The organism is Candidatus Formimonas warabiya, from assembly GCF_002777255.1.
Taxonomy (GTDB): domain Bacteria; phylum Bacillota; class Dehalobacteriia; order Dehalobacteriales; family Dehalobacteriaceae; genus Formimonas; species Formimonas warabiya.
In genome coordinates, this window is record NZ_CP017634.1 from 422,934 (window position 1) to 440,094 (window position 17,161).

At 46.3% G+C, this 17,161-nt stretch carries 12 protein-coding genes; 4 read left to right on the top strand and 8 right to left on the bottom strand.

Translation table 11 applies throughout. The annotated features are described in order from the left end of the window. Nucleotides 1–63: 63 nt before the first annotated feature. Nucleotides 64–315: a hypothetical protein gene (locus DCMF_RS01900; RefSeq protein ID WP_148132865.1), complete on the bottom strand. Its 252-nt coding sequence runs from the start codon at nucleotides 313–315 to the stop codon at nucleotides 64–66. Between the two features lie 200 nt (nucleotides 316–515). Here DCMF_RS01900 and DCMF_RS01905 point away from each other — a divergent pair, with 200 nt between their 5' ends. The 3 genes from DCMF_RS01905 (at nucleotide 516) to DCMF_RS01915 (ending at nucleotide 3,616) form a co-directional block, all read left to right on the top strand. Then, nucleotides 516–1,637 (top strand): NAD/NADP-dependent octopine/nopaline dehydrogenase family protein, encoded by a 1,122-nt coding sequence (locus DCMF_RS01905; protein ID WP_148132866.1) that lies wholly within the window; start codon nucleotides 516–518, stop codon nucleotides 1,635–1,637. Between the two features lie 19 nt (nucleotides 1,638–1,656). Next, nucleotides 1,657–3,279 (top strand): cobalamin B12-binding domain-containing protein, encoded by a 1,623-nt coding sequence (locus DCMF_RS01910; protein WP_148132867.1) that lies wholly within the window; start codon nucleotides 1,657–1,659, stop codon nucleotides 3,277–3,279. Nucleotides 3,280–3,379: 100 nt separating this feature from the next. Next, nucleotides 3,380–3,616 carry a hypothetical protein gene (locus DCMF_RS01915; protein WP_148132868.1) on the top strand — a complete coding sequence of 79 codons (237 nt, stop codon included), beginning with the start codon at nucleotides 3,380–3,382 and terminating at the stop codon, nucleotides 3,614–3,616. 126 nt (nucleotides 3,617–3,742) lie between these two features. Here the strand turns inward: DCMF_RS01915 and DCMF_RS01920 are convergent, their stop codons facing one another. The 3 genes from DCMF_RS01920 to DCMF_RS01930 form a co-directional block, all read right to left on the bottom strand. Continuing rightward, nucleotides 3,743–4,036, bottom strand: coding sequence for a hypothetical protein (locus tag DCMF_RS01920; RefSeq protein WP_148132869.1), 294 nt, complete (start codon nucleotides 4,034–4,036; stop codon nucleotides 3,743–3,745). A 245-nt stretch (nucleotides 4,037–4,281) separates the two neighbouring features. Continuing rightward, nucleotides 4,282–5,403 (bottom strand): response regulator, encoded by a 1,122-nt coding sequence (locus tag DCMF_RS01925; RefSeq protein WP_148132870.1) that lies wholly within the window; start codon nucleotides 5,401–5,403, stop codon nucleotides 4,282–4,284. Nucleotides 5,404–5,424: 21 nt separating this feature from the next. Further along, a complete protein-coding gene (locus tag DCMF_RS01930) occupies nucleotides 5,425–8,538 on the bottom strand; it encodes a hybrid sensor histidine kinase/response regulator (RefSeq protein ID WP_148132871.1) in 3,114 nt (1,037 codons plus the stop codon). Nucleotides 8,539–8,739: 201 nt separating this feature from the next. Here DCMF_RS01930 and DCMF_RS01935 point away from each other — a divergent pair, with 201 nt between their 5' ends. Then, the gene (locus DCMF_RS01935) at nucleotides 8,740–9,255 is read left to right on the top strand and encodes a V4R domain-containing protein (protein WP_148132872.1); all 516 of its coding nucleotides are present in this window, start codon (nucleotides 8,740–8,742) and stop codon (nucleotides 9,253–9,255) included. Between the two features lie 213 nt (nucleotides 9,256–9,468). On the opposite strand, the gene DCMF_RS01940 is transcribed toward DCMF_RS01935, so the two are convergent. The 4 genes from DCMF_RS01940 to DCMF_RS01955 form a co-directional block, all read right to left on the bottom strand. Beyond that, nucleotides 9,469–10,983: a sensor domain-containing diguanylate cyclase/phosphohydrolase gene (locus DCMF_RS01940; protein ID WP_148132873.1), complete on the bottom strand. Its 1,515-nt coding sequence runs from the start codon at nucleotides 10,981–10,983 to the stop codon at nucleotides 9,469–9,471. Nucleotides 10,984–11,040: 57 nt separating this feature from the next. Continuing rightward, nucleotides 11,041–12,264 carry an EAL and HDOD domain-containing protein gene (locus DCMF_RS01945; RefSeq protein ID WP_148132874.1) on the bottom strand — a complete coding sequence of 408 codons (1,224 nt, stop codon included), beginning with the start codon at nucleotides 12,262–12,264 and terminating at the stop codon, nucleotides 11,041–11,043. 585 nt (nucleotides 12,265–12,849) lie between these two features. Beyond that, nucleotides 12,850–15,990, bottom strand: a complete 3,141-nt coding sequence (locus tag DCMF_RS01950; protein ID WP_148132875.1) for an efflux RND transporter permease subunit — start codon at nucleotides 15,988–15,990, stop codon at nucleotides 12,850–12,852. Further along, complete coding sequence (locus tag DCMF_RS01955; RefSeq protein WP_148132876.1) at nucleotides 15,987–17,123, bottom strand: efflux RND transporter periplasmic adaptor subunit; 1,137 nt, start codon at nucleotides 17,121–17,123, stop codon at nucleotides 15,987–15,989. Before DCMF_RS01955 ends, DCMF_RS01950 begins: the two co-directional genes overlap by 4 nt. Nucleotides 17,124–17,161 lie beyond the last annotated feature (38 nt).

Below are 17,161 nucleotides of genomic sequence, written 5' to 3' on the forward strand. Positions count from 1 at the left end.
TAAAAAAATATGCCGCCGGGAGGCGACAAAGGTATCGGTTTCAGCCTGTTCGTGCCTGATTTCTCAGGATCTGGGACCATCGTCTTGCATATTGTCCTGATTGTTTCCAGGCCTATTTTCTTGGTAAGAACTTTCCTTTTCTGATCTAGTCGGGTTTAGTCCTTTAATTTTCCCTTCGTTTACTTCTTTTATGGCTTCCTCCAGCGTCATGTTTCTTTCGTCATCTACAATCAGGTTTGACATTTGATTATGATCATTTTCCCGGACTCTTCTAACTTTTACCAACTGCATCACCTCGCGTTTTTTCTTACTCATCTGCAATTTATTCTCTCCCAAAAGCAGGAGATTATGATCGTGTTCCGGCATGATGGCTTTTATTTTCTGGTTTTGCAGGATATTTTAAGCTGTTTTGGGATAAATAATATCTTATGACATATATTTACTGTTTATAATCCTTTATAGTAAGATTAAAATTGAATATATATGCGAAAAAATAATTGAAAGGGGATGAGCAAATGGAAGTAGTAGAACACAAACAATATCCGAAATTTGCTGTTTTAGGTGCCGGACACGGAGGCACTGCGATGGCGGGACACCTGTCTTTAATGGGTTTTGATGTCAGCCTCTATAACCGGGGGCCGGACCGGATTATGGCGATGCAGGCAGGAGGAGGCCTGGAAATTATTACGGATAATGATTTAATTCCCCGGGGTTTTGCGGAAATTGAAATTGTCACATCGGACCCGGCCAAGGCGATTGCGGGAAGAGACATTATCATGGTTGTTGTTCCTGCTACAGGCCACCGGTATATCGCTGAACAAATTGCGCCGCACCTGGTCGACGGACAGTTTGTCATCCTCAATCCGGGACGTACAGGAGGCGCTCTGGAGGTATTACAAGTATTGCGGGACTCGGGATGTAAGGCCGAGATTGTTGTTGCCGAAGCGCAAACCCTCCTGTATGCGAGCAGATCTGTTAACCCTGCCCAAACCACGATTTTTCGCTTGAAAAACAGTATTCCGGTAGCGGCTTTGCCCGCCCACAGTACCCCGGAAGTAGTGAAAGCGCTTCGAGTCGCTTTTCCCCAATTTGTACCGGGTGATAATGTGATGAAGACCAGTCTTGACAATATCGGCGCCATATTTCATCCGGCTGTGACTACTTTGAATGCCGGGAGAATTGAAAGTACCAACGGCGATTTTGACTATTATACGGAAGGAATTACTCCCTCCGTGGCCCTGATCCTGGAGAAAATGGACCAGGAACGTGTTCATGTGGCAGAGTCCTTGGGATTTAGAGCGATGACCGCCCGGGAATGGCTGTATATTGCCTATGACGCTGCGGGACGCACCTTACACGAAGCCATGCGGGCCAATCGGGGTTACGACGGCATCAAAGCCCCTAAAACGGTGTTTCACCGCTACATCAGCGAAGATATACCGATGAGCCTTGTTCCCATCGCTTCTCTGGGCCGCCTGGGAAATGTACCCACGCCCACCATCGATGCTATTATCCTGCTGGGATCTACCCTCCACCAGACTGATTATTGGGCCCAAGGGCGAACGGTCGAGCGGATGGGGCTTGCCGGCATGTCGTTAAAGCAACTCAGAAGGTTTATTATTGACGGAGAAAGATAGATAGATAGGAGGGGTTGTCATGGCAACAATTATAGCCGGAGCGATAGGAAACTGTGTCCATGTGGCAGGAGTAGTCCAATTTCTGCGCATTGCTGAAGAACTCGGTTACCAAACTTATTTTCTGGGAGCAGCGGTTCCTGTTGAGGAATTTGTGGCTGCGATTCGCCGGCACAATCCTGACATCGTCGGGGTAAGTTTCCGTCTTACCCCGGAAGTTGCAGAAAGATTATTGAATGAATTAAAGGACAGGATGGAAAAAGAACAGTTAGGGGAGAAAAAGTTCGTTTTTGGCGGAACTCCTCCTGTTTGTCAGATAGCAGAACAATCAGGCCTCTTTGACCGTTGTTTTTCCGGTTTGGAAAATGTCAATGACGTTTTGTTATATCTGGGGGGCGGCAGCAAAGATCACAAAAAAGAGATCATCGGGGATGATCTGCCGGGCCGGCTAAAGGCGATGCATCCATATCCCCTGTTGCGGCACCATTTCGGGCTGTCTGATCTGGAAATCACCATCAAAGGTGTGGAAGAAATTTCCCGGTCCGGTATTCTCGACATCATTTCTTTAGCCCCGGACCAGAATGCGCAGGAGTCCATGTTTCGCCCTCAAGAAATGGATCCCATGCTGGATGGAGCCGGAGGCGTGCCGGTCCGGTCCCGGGAGGATCTGGTGCGCATAAAGGCCGCCAGCCAGACCGGAAACCGTCCCCTTCTGCGCATCTACAGCGGTACCAGGGATTTAATCCCCTGGGCTGAGCTGGGGGCAGAAACAATCAACAATGCCTGGGGAGCGATTCCCCTTTGTTGGTATAACGCTTTAGACGGCAGATCCAAACGGAGTCCTGAGGAAGCAATCTGTGAAAACCAGAAAGCCATGGGCTGGTATGGAGCGCGGGGGATTCCCCTGGAAGTGAATGAAGCGCATCACTGGAGCCTGCGGGATGCTCACGATACCATCGCGGTAGTCATGGCCTATCTTGCCGCCTATAATGCCAAAGCCCGGGGGATAAAAACTTATGTAGCCCAGTATATGTTTAATTCGCCCCCCATGATCACACCGGCCATGGATCTGGCGAAAATGCTGGCAAAAATCGATTTGATCGAGTCGCTGCACGACGAAAACTTTGTCTCATACCGGCAGGTCCGGGCGGGACTGCTCCACTTGTCTCCCCGGGAAAACGTAGCCAAAGGGCAACTGGCCGCTTCCACCGCCTTTGCCTTACAGATAAAGCCTGATATTGTTCATGTGGTGGGGTATTGTGAAGGAGATCATGCTGCTACGGCCCCGGATGTGATCGAAAGCTGCGAGATTGTTCATGGCGTCCTGAAGAATTGTCTGGGGGGCCAGCCGGATTACCTTTCGGACCCTGCTGTGATTCAGCGTAAAAATGAGCTTTTGGAGGAAGCCCAAGTACTCCTCCATGCCATTCAAGAAATGGGAGATGGGAAAGAGGATCCCTTTACCAGCCCCCGGGTACTGGCCCAGGCCATTCAACTGGGCGTCCTTGATGCCCCCCACCTCAAAGGCAATCCCTATGCGGCTGGAAAGGTAGAAACCCGTTGTATCGGCGGAGCACTCTATGCCTGGGATAAAAAAGCTGGCCGCATCATCAAAGAAACAGAACGGTTGGCCCAGGTTATTTAAGAAAATATTAATTTAGTTTTTTCGATGAAATTTCGACAAATTTTTCTGCCTCGACATGGTATGATATAATCTGTTAGGAAGGCAGAAGGAGTGTTCAGAGATGTCGGTTTGTTTGGATAAAACTTGTCCCATGGATCTGTTGGAATTAGAAAGAGAAACATTACACCGCATATTGGAATCAAATGAATTTGACTTGCAAAATAAAAATATATTAAAAGCAAGCCAGAGAATGGACCGGGTCATTCTTTACTGGTATCACAGTAAGAAGGCAACCCTGAAACAAAAGAGCACCATGGTCAAAAATACAGACCGGATCAATGCGCCTTTCAGGGGATAAGGTAAAATCTGAAGAGGACTCTGCAGAACAAACAGAGTCCTCTTATTTATTAGCGCCAGGTCCCGCCAAGCCAGATCCCGGCTCTTATGGGTTTTCCCGGTAACCGGATCCTGAGTCCCGAATTTCTCAATCTAAGTATTTGGCTGCATCCGGTTTGGCGTCCGGGTTGGGGTCAACCCAACAGGTTCTTTCATAGGTATCGTTGATCTCATTTCCTGAAAGACAATGGGCATCCGACTCACCTGCAGTTGAAACGACTTGAGAGAAATTTACGCAATGTTTACATAATTTTGCTTTGCGCCGGTTTATTAAATAACGTCCACATTGGGTGAGCCAGTTAATGTTAATATGATCTTCCGTACACAGTCCGTTGTCATCACAACTCCGGCAATACTGCATCGCACATTTAACCTTAGGCATCCATATTCCCCCTTTTTTTGACTATAATGGGTTCCCAACGTGATTCTTAAAAAAAATGAACCTAGAACCAACTTTCTATAAAAAGTATTAAACGCCGCTTTACTTTTTCCTGCCGGCTCTAAAAGAAAAGTCCCTGCAGCTATTCTTCATGCCCAGTTTATTATATGGGAAGAGTGATTGATGGGTTCGGCTTATTTTGAGCAGCCTGAAAAAGAGATCCTCATCTGTTTTCCGGGAGGATCGCATCAAATGCATAACATACTGTTATATAGAGACCGGATGGCATCACTTGGCTCAATCCCTAATTCTGTTTTAAACAATTCTTGCATGGACTGATAATGGGTGACGAATGCGGCCCGGTCCTTCTTAATAAAATACAGTTTTAAGAGCATTTCGTGGATCGACTCGTCGAAATGGGATTTTCCTAGAATGCTATGAAGGATTCTTTCCGCGGCAGTGTGATCATTTTTCTTCATGTAATACTTTACCAGAGAAGTTGCTAGCTTGTAATATTTTTTTGCATAGACCTCTCTTTGGGATAAGGACCAAAGGTAGTCGTGATCTTCCAAATAATCATTTTTGTACAGAGAAAATGCTTTTTCATATTTTTCTACGGCATCTTCCGTGATCACATAATTAAAATCAACGATGGAATCAAACACCAGGATATCGGTGTATATATGGGGGAGACTCATCCAATAGCAGCCGTTGATAAATTTAATCTCAAATTTGATCTGGGCCAAAGTTAATACCTTTTTCAGCTTGTAAATGGTGGTATGAAGATGGATGTCTATTTTTTCAATGTCGCATTCAGGCCAGAGCGCTTCGCAGATTTTCCATTTGGGCACTTCTTTTTCCAAATTCTGCAGCAGATAAGCAAAAAGTTCTTCCGTTTTTGAAGTGCGCCATTTTACAGGCTCCTCACTGGCAGGTCCATATACGGATAATTTTCCGAAACAATAAACCCGGCCGTTTAAAAAATGATGGGGAGGAGCGGAGGAAAATCCTTTTCTTTTCATGAGCCGGGCCACAGTCTGCTCCACATCTTCCAGCAGAAGGGGTTTTAATAGGTAGTCCAGCGCGTTGACCCGAAAGGCGTTCAAGGCATATTGGTTATAGGCGGTGACAAAGATGATTTCCAGATCAGGGTTGAAGACGAGAAATTTTTCCGCTAACTCCAAGCCGTTTATTTCCGGCATTTCAATATCCAGAAAGGCTACATCAGGATTTAAAAATTGCATGCCGTCTAAAGCATCCGCCCCGCTGAGAAAGCCGCCCAGGACAGTCACCTGACCCGTTTTTTCCAATAGGATCCTGAGTACATGGACGGCAGGTTCTTCATTATCGACGATGATTGCTTTTAACATGAGACAATACGACCTCCAAATCTATGATATATCCATACCGGCCGCGGATAAAAGAGTCGTGTAATTTTTTGCCGGGATACTGAACGATACTGTTGTGCCCTGGCTTTTTTCACTTGAAATATCCAGCGCTGTCCCGTACAAGTTCAAAAGCCGGCGATTAATATTGGTCAAACCCACACTGCCGCTTTCCGGTTTGGCGTTTCTTAAGCTCTCCAATATAGGGGCGGGAATGCCGATGCCATTGTCTATTACTTGAATATTAATCCGTTCTTCCTGAAACAGCAAGCTCAAAATAACTTTTCCGCCCAGATTCCTTTTCATCAAGCCGTGCCGGATGGAGTTTTCCACTATAGGCTGGATGGTAAGGGGGAGAATGCTGTATTTTAAAGCGGCGGGGTCAATATGGTACTCCACCTCGAGCTGTTTGCCAAACCTGGCTTTTTCAATGGCTACATAGGCTTGCACAAGCCGGAGTTCTTTTTCGATGGGAATAAAGGAAGAGGTGCTGGTAAAATCAACGTGGCTTCTTAAGAATACCCCTAATTCTCCCAGCAGTTCTCCGGCTTTAGTGGGATTGGTATAGCAAAAGGAGCGCAGGGTATTTAAAGCATTGAAGAGAAAATGGGGCCTGATTTGGGCCTGCAAAAAAGCGGTTTCCTTCTCAAAAAGCAAGTCCTTTGATTTCTTCAGTTGAACCAGGGTGTGCACGCGACATTTCAGTTCTCCGACTTCAAAGGGTTTTTCCAGAAAGTCGTTGGCCCCGGCCTTAAAGCCGGCTTCTAAATCTTCCGGAAGGGCTTTCGCGGTAAGGAGAAGAATGGGAAAATCAAGAGGGGAGTAGCGTTCTCTGATTTTCCGGCATACTTCATAGCCGCACATGCCGGGCATCATGACATCAAGGATGCACAGATCGTACTTTAAGGCTCCCTCAAGGAGATGCAAGGCGGCTGCTCCGCTTCCCACCGCAGTAACATTGTATTTACAGACCGTGAGGATATTCAGCAGGGCTTTTAGGTTGGAGTATTCATCATCCACGATCAGGACGGAAGAATCCCCACCGACATTTACCGTATAGGGCAGATTGCTGTCCCGGACAGAAGCATAGAGGATCTCCTGCCCTCCCATTTTGTTTGATGGGGCGATCTCCCTGTTTTTTCCCTTTTTGGCCCGGGGTAAAGAAAAAGTGAAAGAGGAACCCTTCCCAGGCTGGGAGGCAGCAAAGATCTTTCCCCGATGAAGCTCCACCAGCTGCTTGGTGACGGACAGGCCCAAACCGGCGCCCGTGGTCTCCGGACTAATGGAGGCAAGCTGTTCGTAAGAGCTGAAGATATCTTTCAACTTGTTTTCCGGAATGCCGATGCCGCTATCCCGCACTTCAATAAAGGCAAATTCTCCTTCCAGGTAGCTGCTGATGGTGATGGTTCCTTGAGGAGTAAATTTGATCGCATTGTCCAATAAATTGGAGATAATTTGCTTCAGCCTGTTTTCATCGGCGAGAACAATGCAGGTATCCGGCCGTATGTTGTTTTCGATGTGCACAGGCTTGCCTGTGATCAAATACCGAAAAATATCCGCCGCGGATTCCACCACTTGATGGACATCGATGCTGCTCAGGTTTAAGGTAAGATCCATCACTTTCAATTTTGAGTAATCTAAAAGATCATAGAGCAAGATGGAAAGGCGCTTGCCGATACTGGCGATGAGTTGGACATCTTCCGCTTGGGCCCCATTCAACCTGCCTCCTGATCCCTCTAAAAGAGATTGAGAAATATTGATGATGCCGTTTAAAGGGGTTTTCAACTCATGGGATGTTTTCGCAAGGAAATCGTCTTTCTGCTTGTCTAGAGCAGATAGCCTTTCACTAAGCTGTTCTACGGTTTTATAGTAATTTTCGTATTTCTCGGACATGAAGAGGGCCAGGGACAAGACGAAGATAGGCTGAAATACCGGCAGGAAGATATTAGATTCAAGAGCCCAAACAATATTGCACAGCCCCATAAGGAAAAGGATCGAGGAACTGATAATCGCCGTATAGAGATAGTATTTGCCTTCCACTTTTACATAAGCTTGTTTGTAGATGATATATACTACTGCCGATATGATATAAATATTTCCGGCGCAAAAGAGAATATACGTATAATGCCATAAGTAAAAATTGGTGAAACAAGTTAATAGAATAAAAAACAGGGAAAGGGCAGCAGTTATGATTTTTGCTTTTCGGGCATAAGTAGCATTAAAAGCATGATAGACACAGTTAAACAGCGCGTAGAAACTTAATATCAGGGAAAGAACCTGGATTTTTACCGAAGCATTGTAGGAGAGGCTGGCTAAGACATAATTGAGAAGAACCTCGGAGCAGGTACTGTCGTGTATGGCGGAAAATAAGCAATAAACAGCAAAAAACAGCACTTCCAGCCGGTTTTTTCTCTGAAAGCTTAAACCTAAAAAGTAGAGGGCGATAAAAATCATGCCTGAGATCAGGGCGGCATCGATAAAAAAATTATACAACCGTAATGCGGTGATCGATTTCTCATTGCCGAAATATATTTCGTAATAAATGCCGCTATAAGAGGAAATGTAATTGGCTACCTGAACCAGTATTTCAGCTTCATTTTTGGTAATAGAGAAATAGCCGGTATCCGCGCAGTATTTATGCACCGTGTTTTCCGGTGCGTTCCCCGGGTTACCGCATGTTAAGACTTGTTGCCCATCCACAAAGATGCGGGCGGATGCATAGATGCTGGTGATTTTGATGCCATAGCTGCCTTTTGCGTCAGGAAGTAATATTTTCAGCCGGTAAGTGGCGGTTCCATGGGTGGGCACTTTGTTTGCGCCGATTTGGTACGAGGTCCATCTGGCCGGAACATGCTGGATGGTTTTTCCGTCCGGCTGCTGATTTTTAAAATCTGCAGGCGTCAGCAGCTTTCCAAAATAAAATTCCCATGCTCCATGCAGCTTTACCGGGCCATCTTTATCCCTGTCCCAATTTGTCAAATCCAAGGTGCCGTTTACCGCTTGGGGTCCTTTCGACGATATCAGGCGCATACCCGGAACCGCAATGCTTGCCGCCATCAGCAGCAGCATAAAATAAAAAAAGAATTTTTCCCCGTTCCTATTTTTTGCAAGGGATACCATGTAAAATCCTCCAAATACCACCTTTATACATATTCTATTATATTATGGAGGATTTAAACAGACTATCTACCCTTATTTCCCAATAATATAATATTCAGAAAATGTACGGAATCCATTGATATAAGTGATATAATGAAGTAAAATCAGCAAAGAGTACCCAAAACGATGGGATCACAAGTACATTGGGAAGAGGAGACAAAAATGAGTAATTCATTAAAAAGTTTTGCATGGAAAGATATTGGCGATATTGCCAAAGGCAGGCCTACCATGGGTGTAAAAATGCATGTGGCTGTTTATCGGATGTTTCAGTATTCTCTTCGCAATGTTCTGGAAAATAAATATGGCAAGGATGCGATAAAGCATATATTAGTGGAAGCGGGCCGGGTCTCAGGCATAGAATTCTGCACCCACCTGCTGGATATTGATTTGGCCCCCCCTGATTTTTTTGACGCCCTTAAGCAAAAGATGGAAGAACTGGGCATCGGCCTATTGGAGGTTGTCCAGGCCGATTTTGAAAACTTGATATTTATTCTTACCGTGTCTGAAGACCTTGATTGCTCGGGAGTGCCGGTTAGCGGAGAAACGGTTTGCCATTATGACGAAGGCCTCGTGATGGGCATTCTGGAGAAATATACCGGGAAACAATTTGTGGTGAAGGAAACCGATTGCTGGTCAACAGGCCATTGGGCCTGCAGGTTTCATGTGGTGGCCATCTGACAAAAAGGACAACATGGGCTCTTTTACAGGAGTGTTGTCCTTTTTTCACTTTTATACGCTTATGATACTTTAAACCCTTTCACCTGGGTATGCAGTTCCTCGGATAAAATTGTCATTTCTGTCGCGGAAGAGGCAATCTCTTCAATTCCTGCCGCACTTTCTTCCGTTACCGTCGTTAATGGTCTTTATTTCCGGAATCCTTTCTTCTTAGGGTCAGCTATGCATAAAGTTGATAAAATCCATTGAGGCATGAGGGTCAAATTGGGTGCCGGCACGCCGTGCCAGCTCATCGACCGCTTCCTCATGGCTGAGCGCAGTTTTAAAAGGCCTGTCGTGGGTGATGACATCATAACTATCCACCAAAAAGAATATTCTTGCCAGCTGAGGGATCCTTTTTCCCTTAAGTTTTAGGGGATATCCGCTGCCATCCCAGTTTTCGTGGTGGGATAAAATCAATTCAGAGATAAAGGTGATTTCCGGGATAAGCTGGGCGATGCGGTAGCCGTATTCGGGATGTTTTCTTATTTCCAGCCATTCTTTTGGGGAAAGGGGAACAGGCTTTTTGATAGTATCTTCGCTGATACGGACCATACCGATATCGTGAAACCAGGAAAGCTTATTTAGGGCATCCTGTTCATTTGCGCTTAAATTGAGGTATGAGCCAAATTTAGTGCACAGCAAGCCCACACGTGTACAATGCTCCATCATGAAAGGGTTTTTGTGATAAATGATTTTCTCAAAAGAATCGAGGATTGATGTGCGCACAATTTTCTCTTCAAAAAGCTTGCTGGAATACATATGATCTTCCGCATCTTTGATCACTCCGAATAGATCCTGGCCCCGATCCGTTTTTGTGGCAACTCCCAGGGCAATACTTGGCTTAATGGGGTCATCTCCGGCGCCGGTACATGTTTCTTTTACGCGATTAAGCAATTTTAAAGCATTTTCATAAGTAGTGCCGGGAAGCAGGACGGAAAATTCATCGCCGCCCCAGCGCGCAATGATCTCTTTTTCTCTGAATGATTTTTTCAATATGGATGCGACATTTTTCAACAGCCGATCTCCCGCCTCATGTCCGAAGGTATCGTTTGTCAGCTTTAACCCATTGACATCTCCCATCATGATGGAAAGAGGCAAGTGCCTTTCCGTATCCAAACGCGCCATCTCTTCCTCAAAAAATGCCCGATTGTATAAACCTGTAAGCTTGTCATGAAAGGTGAGATAGCGCAGTTTTTGAATGCTTGCCTCCTTTAAATTGCTGTGCTGCAGGCTAATGGGGTTCTGGTCGGAGCCGACAAGGAGATTTTCTAAATGGGACTGATACCCTTTCATTTGCGCCTCTAAGCCTTTTTGTTCTGTGATATCGTGGAGCATGATCCCCAAAAAGATATTTCCAAATGTAAATGCCGTGATCCGGTACCACTTTTGAGACCGGGTAGTATAAAATTCTGTTAAATACTTCCTTTCCATAATCATGGTATGAAAAAGAAAGGAGGAAAAATCCGTTGTTTTTCGGTTCTGTTTTATGATTAGCTCTGAAGCGTTTTTCCCGATCAAAGCTTTCTTATTCAGACCGATCACTTGTTCAAAGGCCTGGTTCATGCCGAGGAAAATAAAATCTCTTGGTTCGTTCAGATGGTTAAAAACCAATTCTGCGTAGGCCATGCCGTGGGGCATCCCTTCCATTATTTCGGATAAATTGATTTTTGGGAGTTCATTTGTTTTCATTAAATCACAACCTTTATGCAGATGCTTGCCCAGGATGACATCCCATTTGCCGGGTGTTTATTGGATTCTCTGCGTAATTTGTATCATCCATTGAATGGCCTCTAAATAAATCTCTGTAATTTTTTTGGTGTCCACGTGCAGGTCTTTTGCCAAGTCCTCCACATTCTGCCAATGGCCCTTTTCATACTCTAGGAGCAGCTGGTAGCTTTGGGCAATTTTGCTGTCATCGTCCTTATAGAGGAGTGTATTCTTCACTTCATCAGCAATAGGGATTTCTTCAAAGACCTTTTCCAAGGGACAGCCTGATAAAACATCCAGCATAGACAAGATTCCTACCGTCATGAACTCAGATTTGCTATTTTCCATGCCAATAATGGGGGAAAATGATTCCATAAATTTGGCCCGAACCATGCAATAATTAATAGCTTCGGTATGTTTCCCCTCCGCAAGATTTCTGAGTACGGCAATATAACACCACTTCCTTAAATCCTCCAACCCGATTCTGACCAGAGCCTGCCTGATTGATTTCACTCTCGTACCCCTGCTGAAAAGTACGGAGTTAACGATCCGCAACACCTCATAGGAATAAGCCGCATCCATTTCAATTACATTGGCAAGTACGCCAAAATCAATGACTTTGGCATTGATCGCTTCGATCAAGCGCATTTGGTTTAATTTAGCCGGGGGGATAATATTTCTGGACAGCATCACCGGTTTGGCAAAGAAATATCCTTGAAAATAGGTGTATCCCATGCGCACCGCTTTTTCAAACTCTTCTTGTGTTTCAATTTTTTCTGCCAGAAATTTTATTCTTTCATTGCGGAACCGCCGTATGATCGAGGCTTTTTCTGCGTCGGAGGAGGATAAAAAGTCAACTTTTACAATATCTGCCAGTTTGATTAAAGGGGTGTATTCCGGTTTGAAAATAAAATCATCCAGGGCAATGGTGTAGCCGGCGTCTTTCAGGTTTTTACAGGCGCAAATAATTTCTTCGTGAGGAACCACCGTTTCCAGAACCTCCACTACCAGAGAATCCGAAGGTAACAGGGTGGCAATTTCCTGGGTGAGAAGATTGTCCGTAAAATTGACAAAAGTTTTTTTATCCCCTGTAAGCGTATGAAATCCCAAGGACAGAAAACCCCCCAAAATGACATTCGAGCTTGCCATATCTCCATCCGCGGAAATATAGGCATTTTGCTCTGTTTCCCGATAGAGCAATTCATAGCCATACACTTTTTTGTTTTTATCAAAAATAGGCTGCCGGGCAATCAACATGTCCATAGATTTTCACATCCTTCCTGAAGGACTAAGATTTATTATTATTATAGTCCTTGATTCTGGACATTTTCTGAACATGTCGTTATATTCTGATTGAAAAGGAGCTAAAGGTTTAGTTTTGTAATTGGAAAATTTTTTACAAGATATGGTGGATGAATGTAGCCTATACTGAAAATTGATATGAAGATCTATGTCAAGGGACCTGTCCCCATGACAAACCAACCGGAAAAAATAGAGGGAAATATTCCTATTGGTCGAATCTTTCCTATACAATGAGTTTGGAAATCATTATTTATCTTTTTCTATCATCTGATCGGATTTGAAAAAATAAACTCCCTAATGGGGGAGCCGATTATGATGGTTGGTTTCGAGGAGGAACAGTGATGCGGTTTTTGATTCCGGCACTTTTGTTTGCAATAGGTCTTGCTGCAGGTTTATTGATCGCGAATTATGTCATGAAAAAGAAAAAGTAAGCATATTATTGGAAAATCTACAATACTGAAAGCTTAATTATTTCAAGATTTGGCATCGGTGATCATGTGATCACCGATGCCAATATTGAGGGATTGGCCGATTAACACGTCTTTTTTACACAGTCTGCCTTACCAGGGATTTATCTTCATGATTCAGCGTCGATTTCTTTTTAAACCTCTTCTGACGCCTATCATCTAAAATGCTATAAACAACCGGAACCAGGAACAGGGTGACGAAGGTTGCCGCCAGTAAGCCCCCGATCACGACGATAGCCAGGGGAGCGTTGGTCTCGCTGCCTTCTCCCAATCCCATCGCCAGGGGTATCATGGCCAATATGGTAGCCAAGGCGGTCATTAATATCGGCCTGAGTCTGAGCCGGCCGGTCTCCAACAAGGCAGCAGTCCGCTCCATTCCTGCAGCAAGCAGGTGCTTCAGATAATCAACATAAACAATGGCGTTGGCTACGGCGATTCCTACCAGCATAATGAGCCCGATAAACGCGTTGACGCTGAAGCTTGTTCCCGTTACCAGCAGCGCCAAAACCACCCCGATGATAGCACCGGGAAGAGAAAACAGGATCACAAATGGGTCCAGGAAGGACTCATACTGCACCACCATCACCACGTAGACGAGCATAATCGCCATGAGAAGGGCCAGAATCAAACTGGAAAAAGCTTCTGCCATCTGTTCATTCTCTCCGCCATAGTCGATGGTGTATCCTGCCGGCAGCTTAATGGTATTTACTCCTGCCTGAATATCCTGGGTAACACTGCTCAAATCTCTATTTAACAGATCGCAGGAAATCGTCCCTTGGCGGGTCTGATTTTCCCGGTCTATTTGCACCGGTCCGGTTGATAACTCAAAACTGGCCACTTCAGATAAGGGAATGCTGTTGCCCTGAGCGGTGAGGATGGGCAAATCTTTCAGCGTATCCATATCGCTGGTTTCTTTGCTGGTACTGGTTACTGTGACATCGATTTCATCTCCCTCGAGACGAAATCTGGATACAACCGACCCGTCAATGGCAGCTTTGATTTCGCTGGAAACCTGCGCCGGCGTCAACCCGAAATCCATGGCCCGCTGACGGTTGATGCGCAGCTGAACTTCCGGATTCCCATCTCCCAGCGAGGAAGCCACGTTACGCGTTCCCGGCACCTTTGCCACAATGCCTTCAATCTGTTTGGACAGGCTACGCAGCGTATCCAGATCATCGCCCCGAATGTTGACCGCGATAGCGCCTCCCGAACTCGATGATGACAGGCCGCTGCTTACGCTTACGGTACTTTTGGCGCCGAAGATGTCCTTAAGTGATTCCCTGATTTCTTCAGCGACTTGTTCCACGCCTTTCCGTTCGCCTTTAGGGATGAGCTGCACCCGAAATGAGGCTTCATTGGATGCAGCACCCATCATGGCCATTTCTCCTGAGCTGCCCACGGTAGTATAGACAATGTCAACGGCCGGGTTTTTCAATAGTTCCGCCTCCACTGTCTCGGCCAGCTTATCCACATCCTCGAGTTTCGCTCCCTTGTCCGCTTCAAGTGTCACCTCAACCTCACCTGAATCAGACGGCGGCATAAACTCAGCACCAATCTGAGGGACCATAGCCAGGGATAAGACGATTAATACCACCACACTGAATATTACACTGCGTCTATGGCCCAGTGCCCAGCGCAGCCCTATTTTATATTTTTCGCCCAGATTGTCCAGCCATTCTCCCAGGCGATGGAACTGTCTGCTTAGGAAGAACTTACCGGTACCTTTCTTTACCATCGCCTTGTCCGTCAGCATACGGGAAGACATAAAGGGAACCACCGCTAAGGATACCATCAAGGAACAGGCGATGGCTACACAAATCGTAAGGGCTAGAGGCTTGAACAAGACCCCGCTGATCCCTTCGGCCAGACCAATGGGCAGGAATACCGCGATCAGGGTTAAGGTGCTTGCCAAAACGGCTCCGCCTACTTCCGCGGTTCCCTTTAAGGCAGCTTCGGGGGCGGACAACCCCAGGTCCCGATGACGATAGATGTTTTCAAAAACCACAATGGAGTCGTCGATCATTCGCCCTACCCCCAGGGCCAGACCTCCGAGCGTGAGGAGATTCAGGGTGCTGCCGTTGTAGAACAAGACGATAAATGTGGCGAGCAGAGATAGGGGGATGGCGATGCCGACAATGGCCGTACTGCGCAGGTTGCGCATGAACAGGAATATAATCAGGACCGCTAAAACCGCGCCTTCCGCCAACGTTCTGGTAGTGCTGTTCAGCGATTTATTGATATTATCCGACTGATCCATGACGATCTCTACATTAATTTTGCCCCCAAGTTCGTTCCGGATTTTTTCCATTTCTTCTTTCACCTTGGTGCAGGCTTCCACCGTATTGCCGTCTGTCGCCTTCTGGACCAGCAGGCTTACCGCCGGTTTTTTGTTTACCCGGGTAAGCTGTTCCACTTCTTTATAGTCTTCACTGATTTCGGCAATCTCTTTCAGTTGAATTTTATTGCCGTTGGCAGCTGTGAGGGCCACCTCGCCGACAGCGTCCACGCTCTCGAATTCCTGCAGACTACGGACAAAATACTCTCGTTCTCCATAAGAGATGTCTCCGCTGGACATGTTGTAATTCTCTGCCGCCAGAAAACTGCCTATCTGGGTCAGGCTCAAACCGTAATTTTGAGCCTTTACCGGATCAACCGCCACTTTCACTTCCCGTTCAAGCCCTCCCAGAACAGTCACGGAAGCTACCCCTGAAATACGCGATAACCGGGGTTCAATGTCATCTTCCGCAACACTTTGCAGTTGAGCCAGAGACAACTGGTCGGAACCAATCGCCACCGCGATGACCGGCATGATATTGGGGTTAATCTTCATCACCATCGGTTTATCTGCATCCTCTGGAAGATAGCTTTCCGCCATTGAGATCTTATCTCGAATATCGGCCATAGCGCTGTCCATATTGGTTCCATAGTTGAAGCCGATAATGACGATAGACGAATTGGCGCTGGACTGAGACATTAAGGTATCAATGTCACTGACGGTGGCAACCACATTCTCAATCGGTTTGCTAACCTGCTCTTCAATTTCTTCAGGGCCGGCTCCTGAATAGGTGGTCATCACAATTGCGTAAGGCAAATCCATTTCAGGCAGCAGATCGGTACGCATCTGGACTACGCTCATTACGCCGATAATGGAAAGCGCTGCAATCAGGATAATGATCGTTGCCGGCCGGTTTATTGAAAATTGGGCAATTCTCCTGATCATTTCGCAGTTCCCCCATCACTAAAATTCAGCACGCTGGTTTCATCAATGAGGGTGTTGCCTTTGGTGACAACCTTCTGTCCTGCCTGAAGACCTTCGGTGATCTCAGTATAGGTCCCATCATTGAGTCCGGTTTGAACGACTACCGCTTGCGCACGATTTTCCCCGTTCACCACATAGACGACACTTTCCCCGCTTTTAGGCAGGACTGCGTCCATCGGAATAGCGATAACACCTGCCCGGTGCTCTGTCCCCAGCATCACCTCGGCAAACATACCGGATTTCACCTGGGCGGCTCGATTATTGGGTAGGGCAACCTTTACCGGATAAGTACGCGTAACCGGATCAGCGACGGAGGCCACACTTTTGACAGTACCGGTAAACGGTTCTTCGCTAATGGCTTTGATCCGCACTTTGACGGCTGTCCCGGCTTGAACCGACGATACGTCGGATTCACTGACCTTAACCTCCACTTCCAAATCCGCGGTTTTATTGATGACCGCAACCGGGCTCTGCAGACTGGTCATATCTCCCACCGAAACATCGACACGCCCCACGATTCCGTCCATGGGACTGGTAATCTCGCAATCGGCCAAATTCTCCTGGGCCAGACTAAGTGCGGCCTGCGCCTGCGCTATGCCCGCTTCTGCAGCACCGGTGTTCAGGGCATCATACTGAGCCTGGGCTGTTTCAAGTGCCTGTTTGGAAGTAGCCCCTGCATTGTAAAGCTCTTGAATCCGTTCATAATTGCTCAAAGCTGTCTGCCGCTGAACCTCATTTGCTGCCTGTGCGGCCTGGGCAGAAGCTAACGCCGCTTTGGCCTGCTGGACGGCTACATCCAGCTTACTCGGGTCTAAACGAATAATCACTTGCCCCTGCCGAACCGCCTGGCCTTCGGTCACATAAACCTCTGTAACCCGGCGTGATAGCTTGGGGATAACTTCCTCTTCAAGATTTCCTTTCACCTTGCCGGAATAGCTTGAATATCTGGTGATATCCATTGTTTTTACAACTGCTGTTTCCACGTTTATTACATTTTGTGCCTCTTCCTGGGGCTTTTCACCACAACCGCTGGTACCTATGAGTAGCGATATGATTACCAGCACGAACATGATATGATGATACCTTGTTTTCACCCAAATTCTCTCCTTTAATCATTAATTATTCATTATGA

Excerpts from the sequence above, each read along its gene's own strand:
- DCMF_RS01900 (WP_148132865.1), bottom strand. The coding sequence starts at position 315 with ATGAGTAAGAAAAAACGCGAGGTGATGCAGTTGGTAAAAGTTAGAAGA.
- DCMF_RS01905 (WP_148132866.1), top strand. The coding sequence starts at position 516 with ATGGAAGTAGTAGAACACAAACAATATCCGAAATTTGCTGTTTTAGGT.
- DCMF_RS01910 (WP_148132867.1), top strand. The coding sequence starts at position 1,657 with ATGGCAACAATTATAGCCGGAGCGATAGGAAACTGTGTCCATGTGGCA.
- DCMF_RS01915 (WP_148132868.1), top strand. The coding sequence starts at position 3,380 with ATGTCGGTTTGTTTGGATAAAACTTGTCCCATGGATCTGTTGGAATTA.
- DCMF_RS01920 (WP_148132869.1), bottom strand. The coding sequence starts at position 4,036 with ATGCCTAAGGTTAAATGTGCGATGCAGTATTGCCGGAGTTGTGATGAC.
- DCMF_RS01925 (WP_148132870.1), bottom strand. The coding sequence starts at position 5,403 with ATGTTAAAAGCAATCATCGTCGATAATGAAGAACCTGCCGTCCATGTA.
- DCMF_RS01930 (WP_148132871.1), bottom strand. The coding sequence starts at position 8,538 with ATGGTATCCCTTGCAAAAAATAGGAACGGGGAAAAATTCTTTTTTTAT.
- DCMF_RS01935 (WP_148132872.1), top strand. The coding sequence starts at position 8,740 with ATGAGTAATTCATTAAAAAGTTTTGCATGGAAAGATATTGGCGATATT.
- DCMF_RS01940 (WP_148132873.1), bottom strand. The coding sequence starts at position 10,983 with ATGAAAACAAATGAACTCCCAAAAATCAATTTATCCGAAATAATGGAA.
- DCMF_RS01945 (WP_148132874.1), bottom strand. The coding sequence starts at position 12,264 with ATGGACATGTTGATTGCCCGGCAGCCTATTTTTGATAAAAACAAAAAA.
- DCMF_RS01950 (WP_148132875.1), bottom strand. The coding sequence starts at position 15,990 with ATGATCAGGAGAATTGCCCAATTTTCAATAAACCGGCCGGCAACGATC.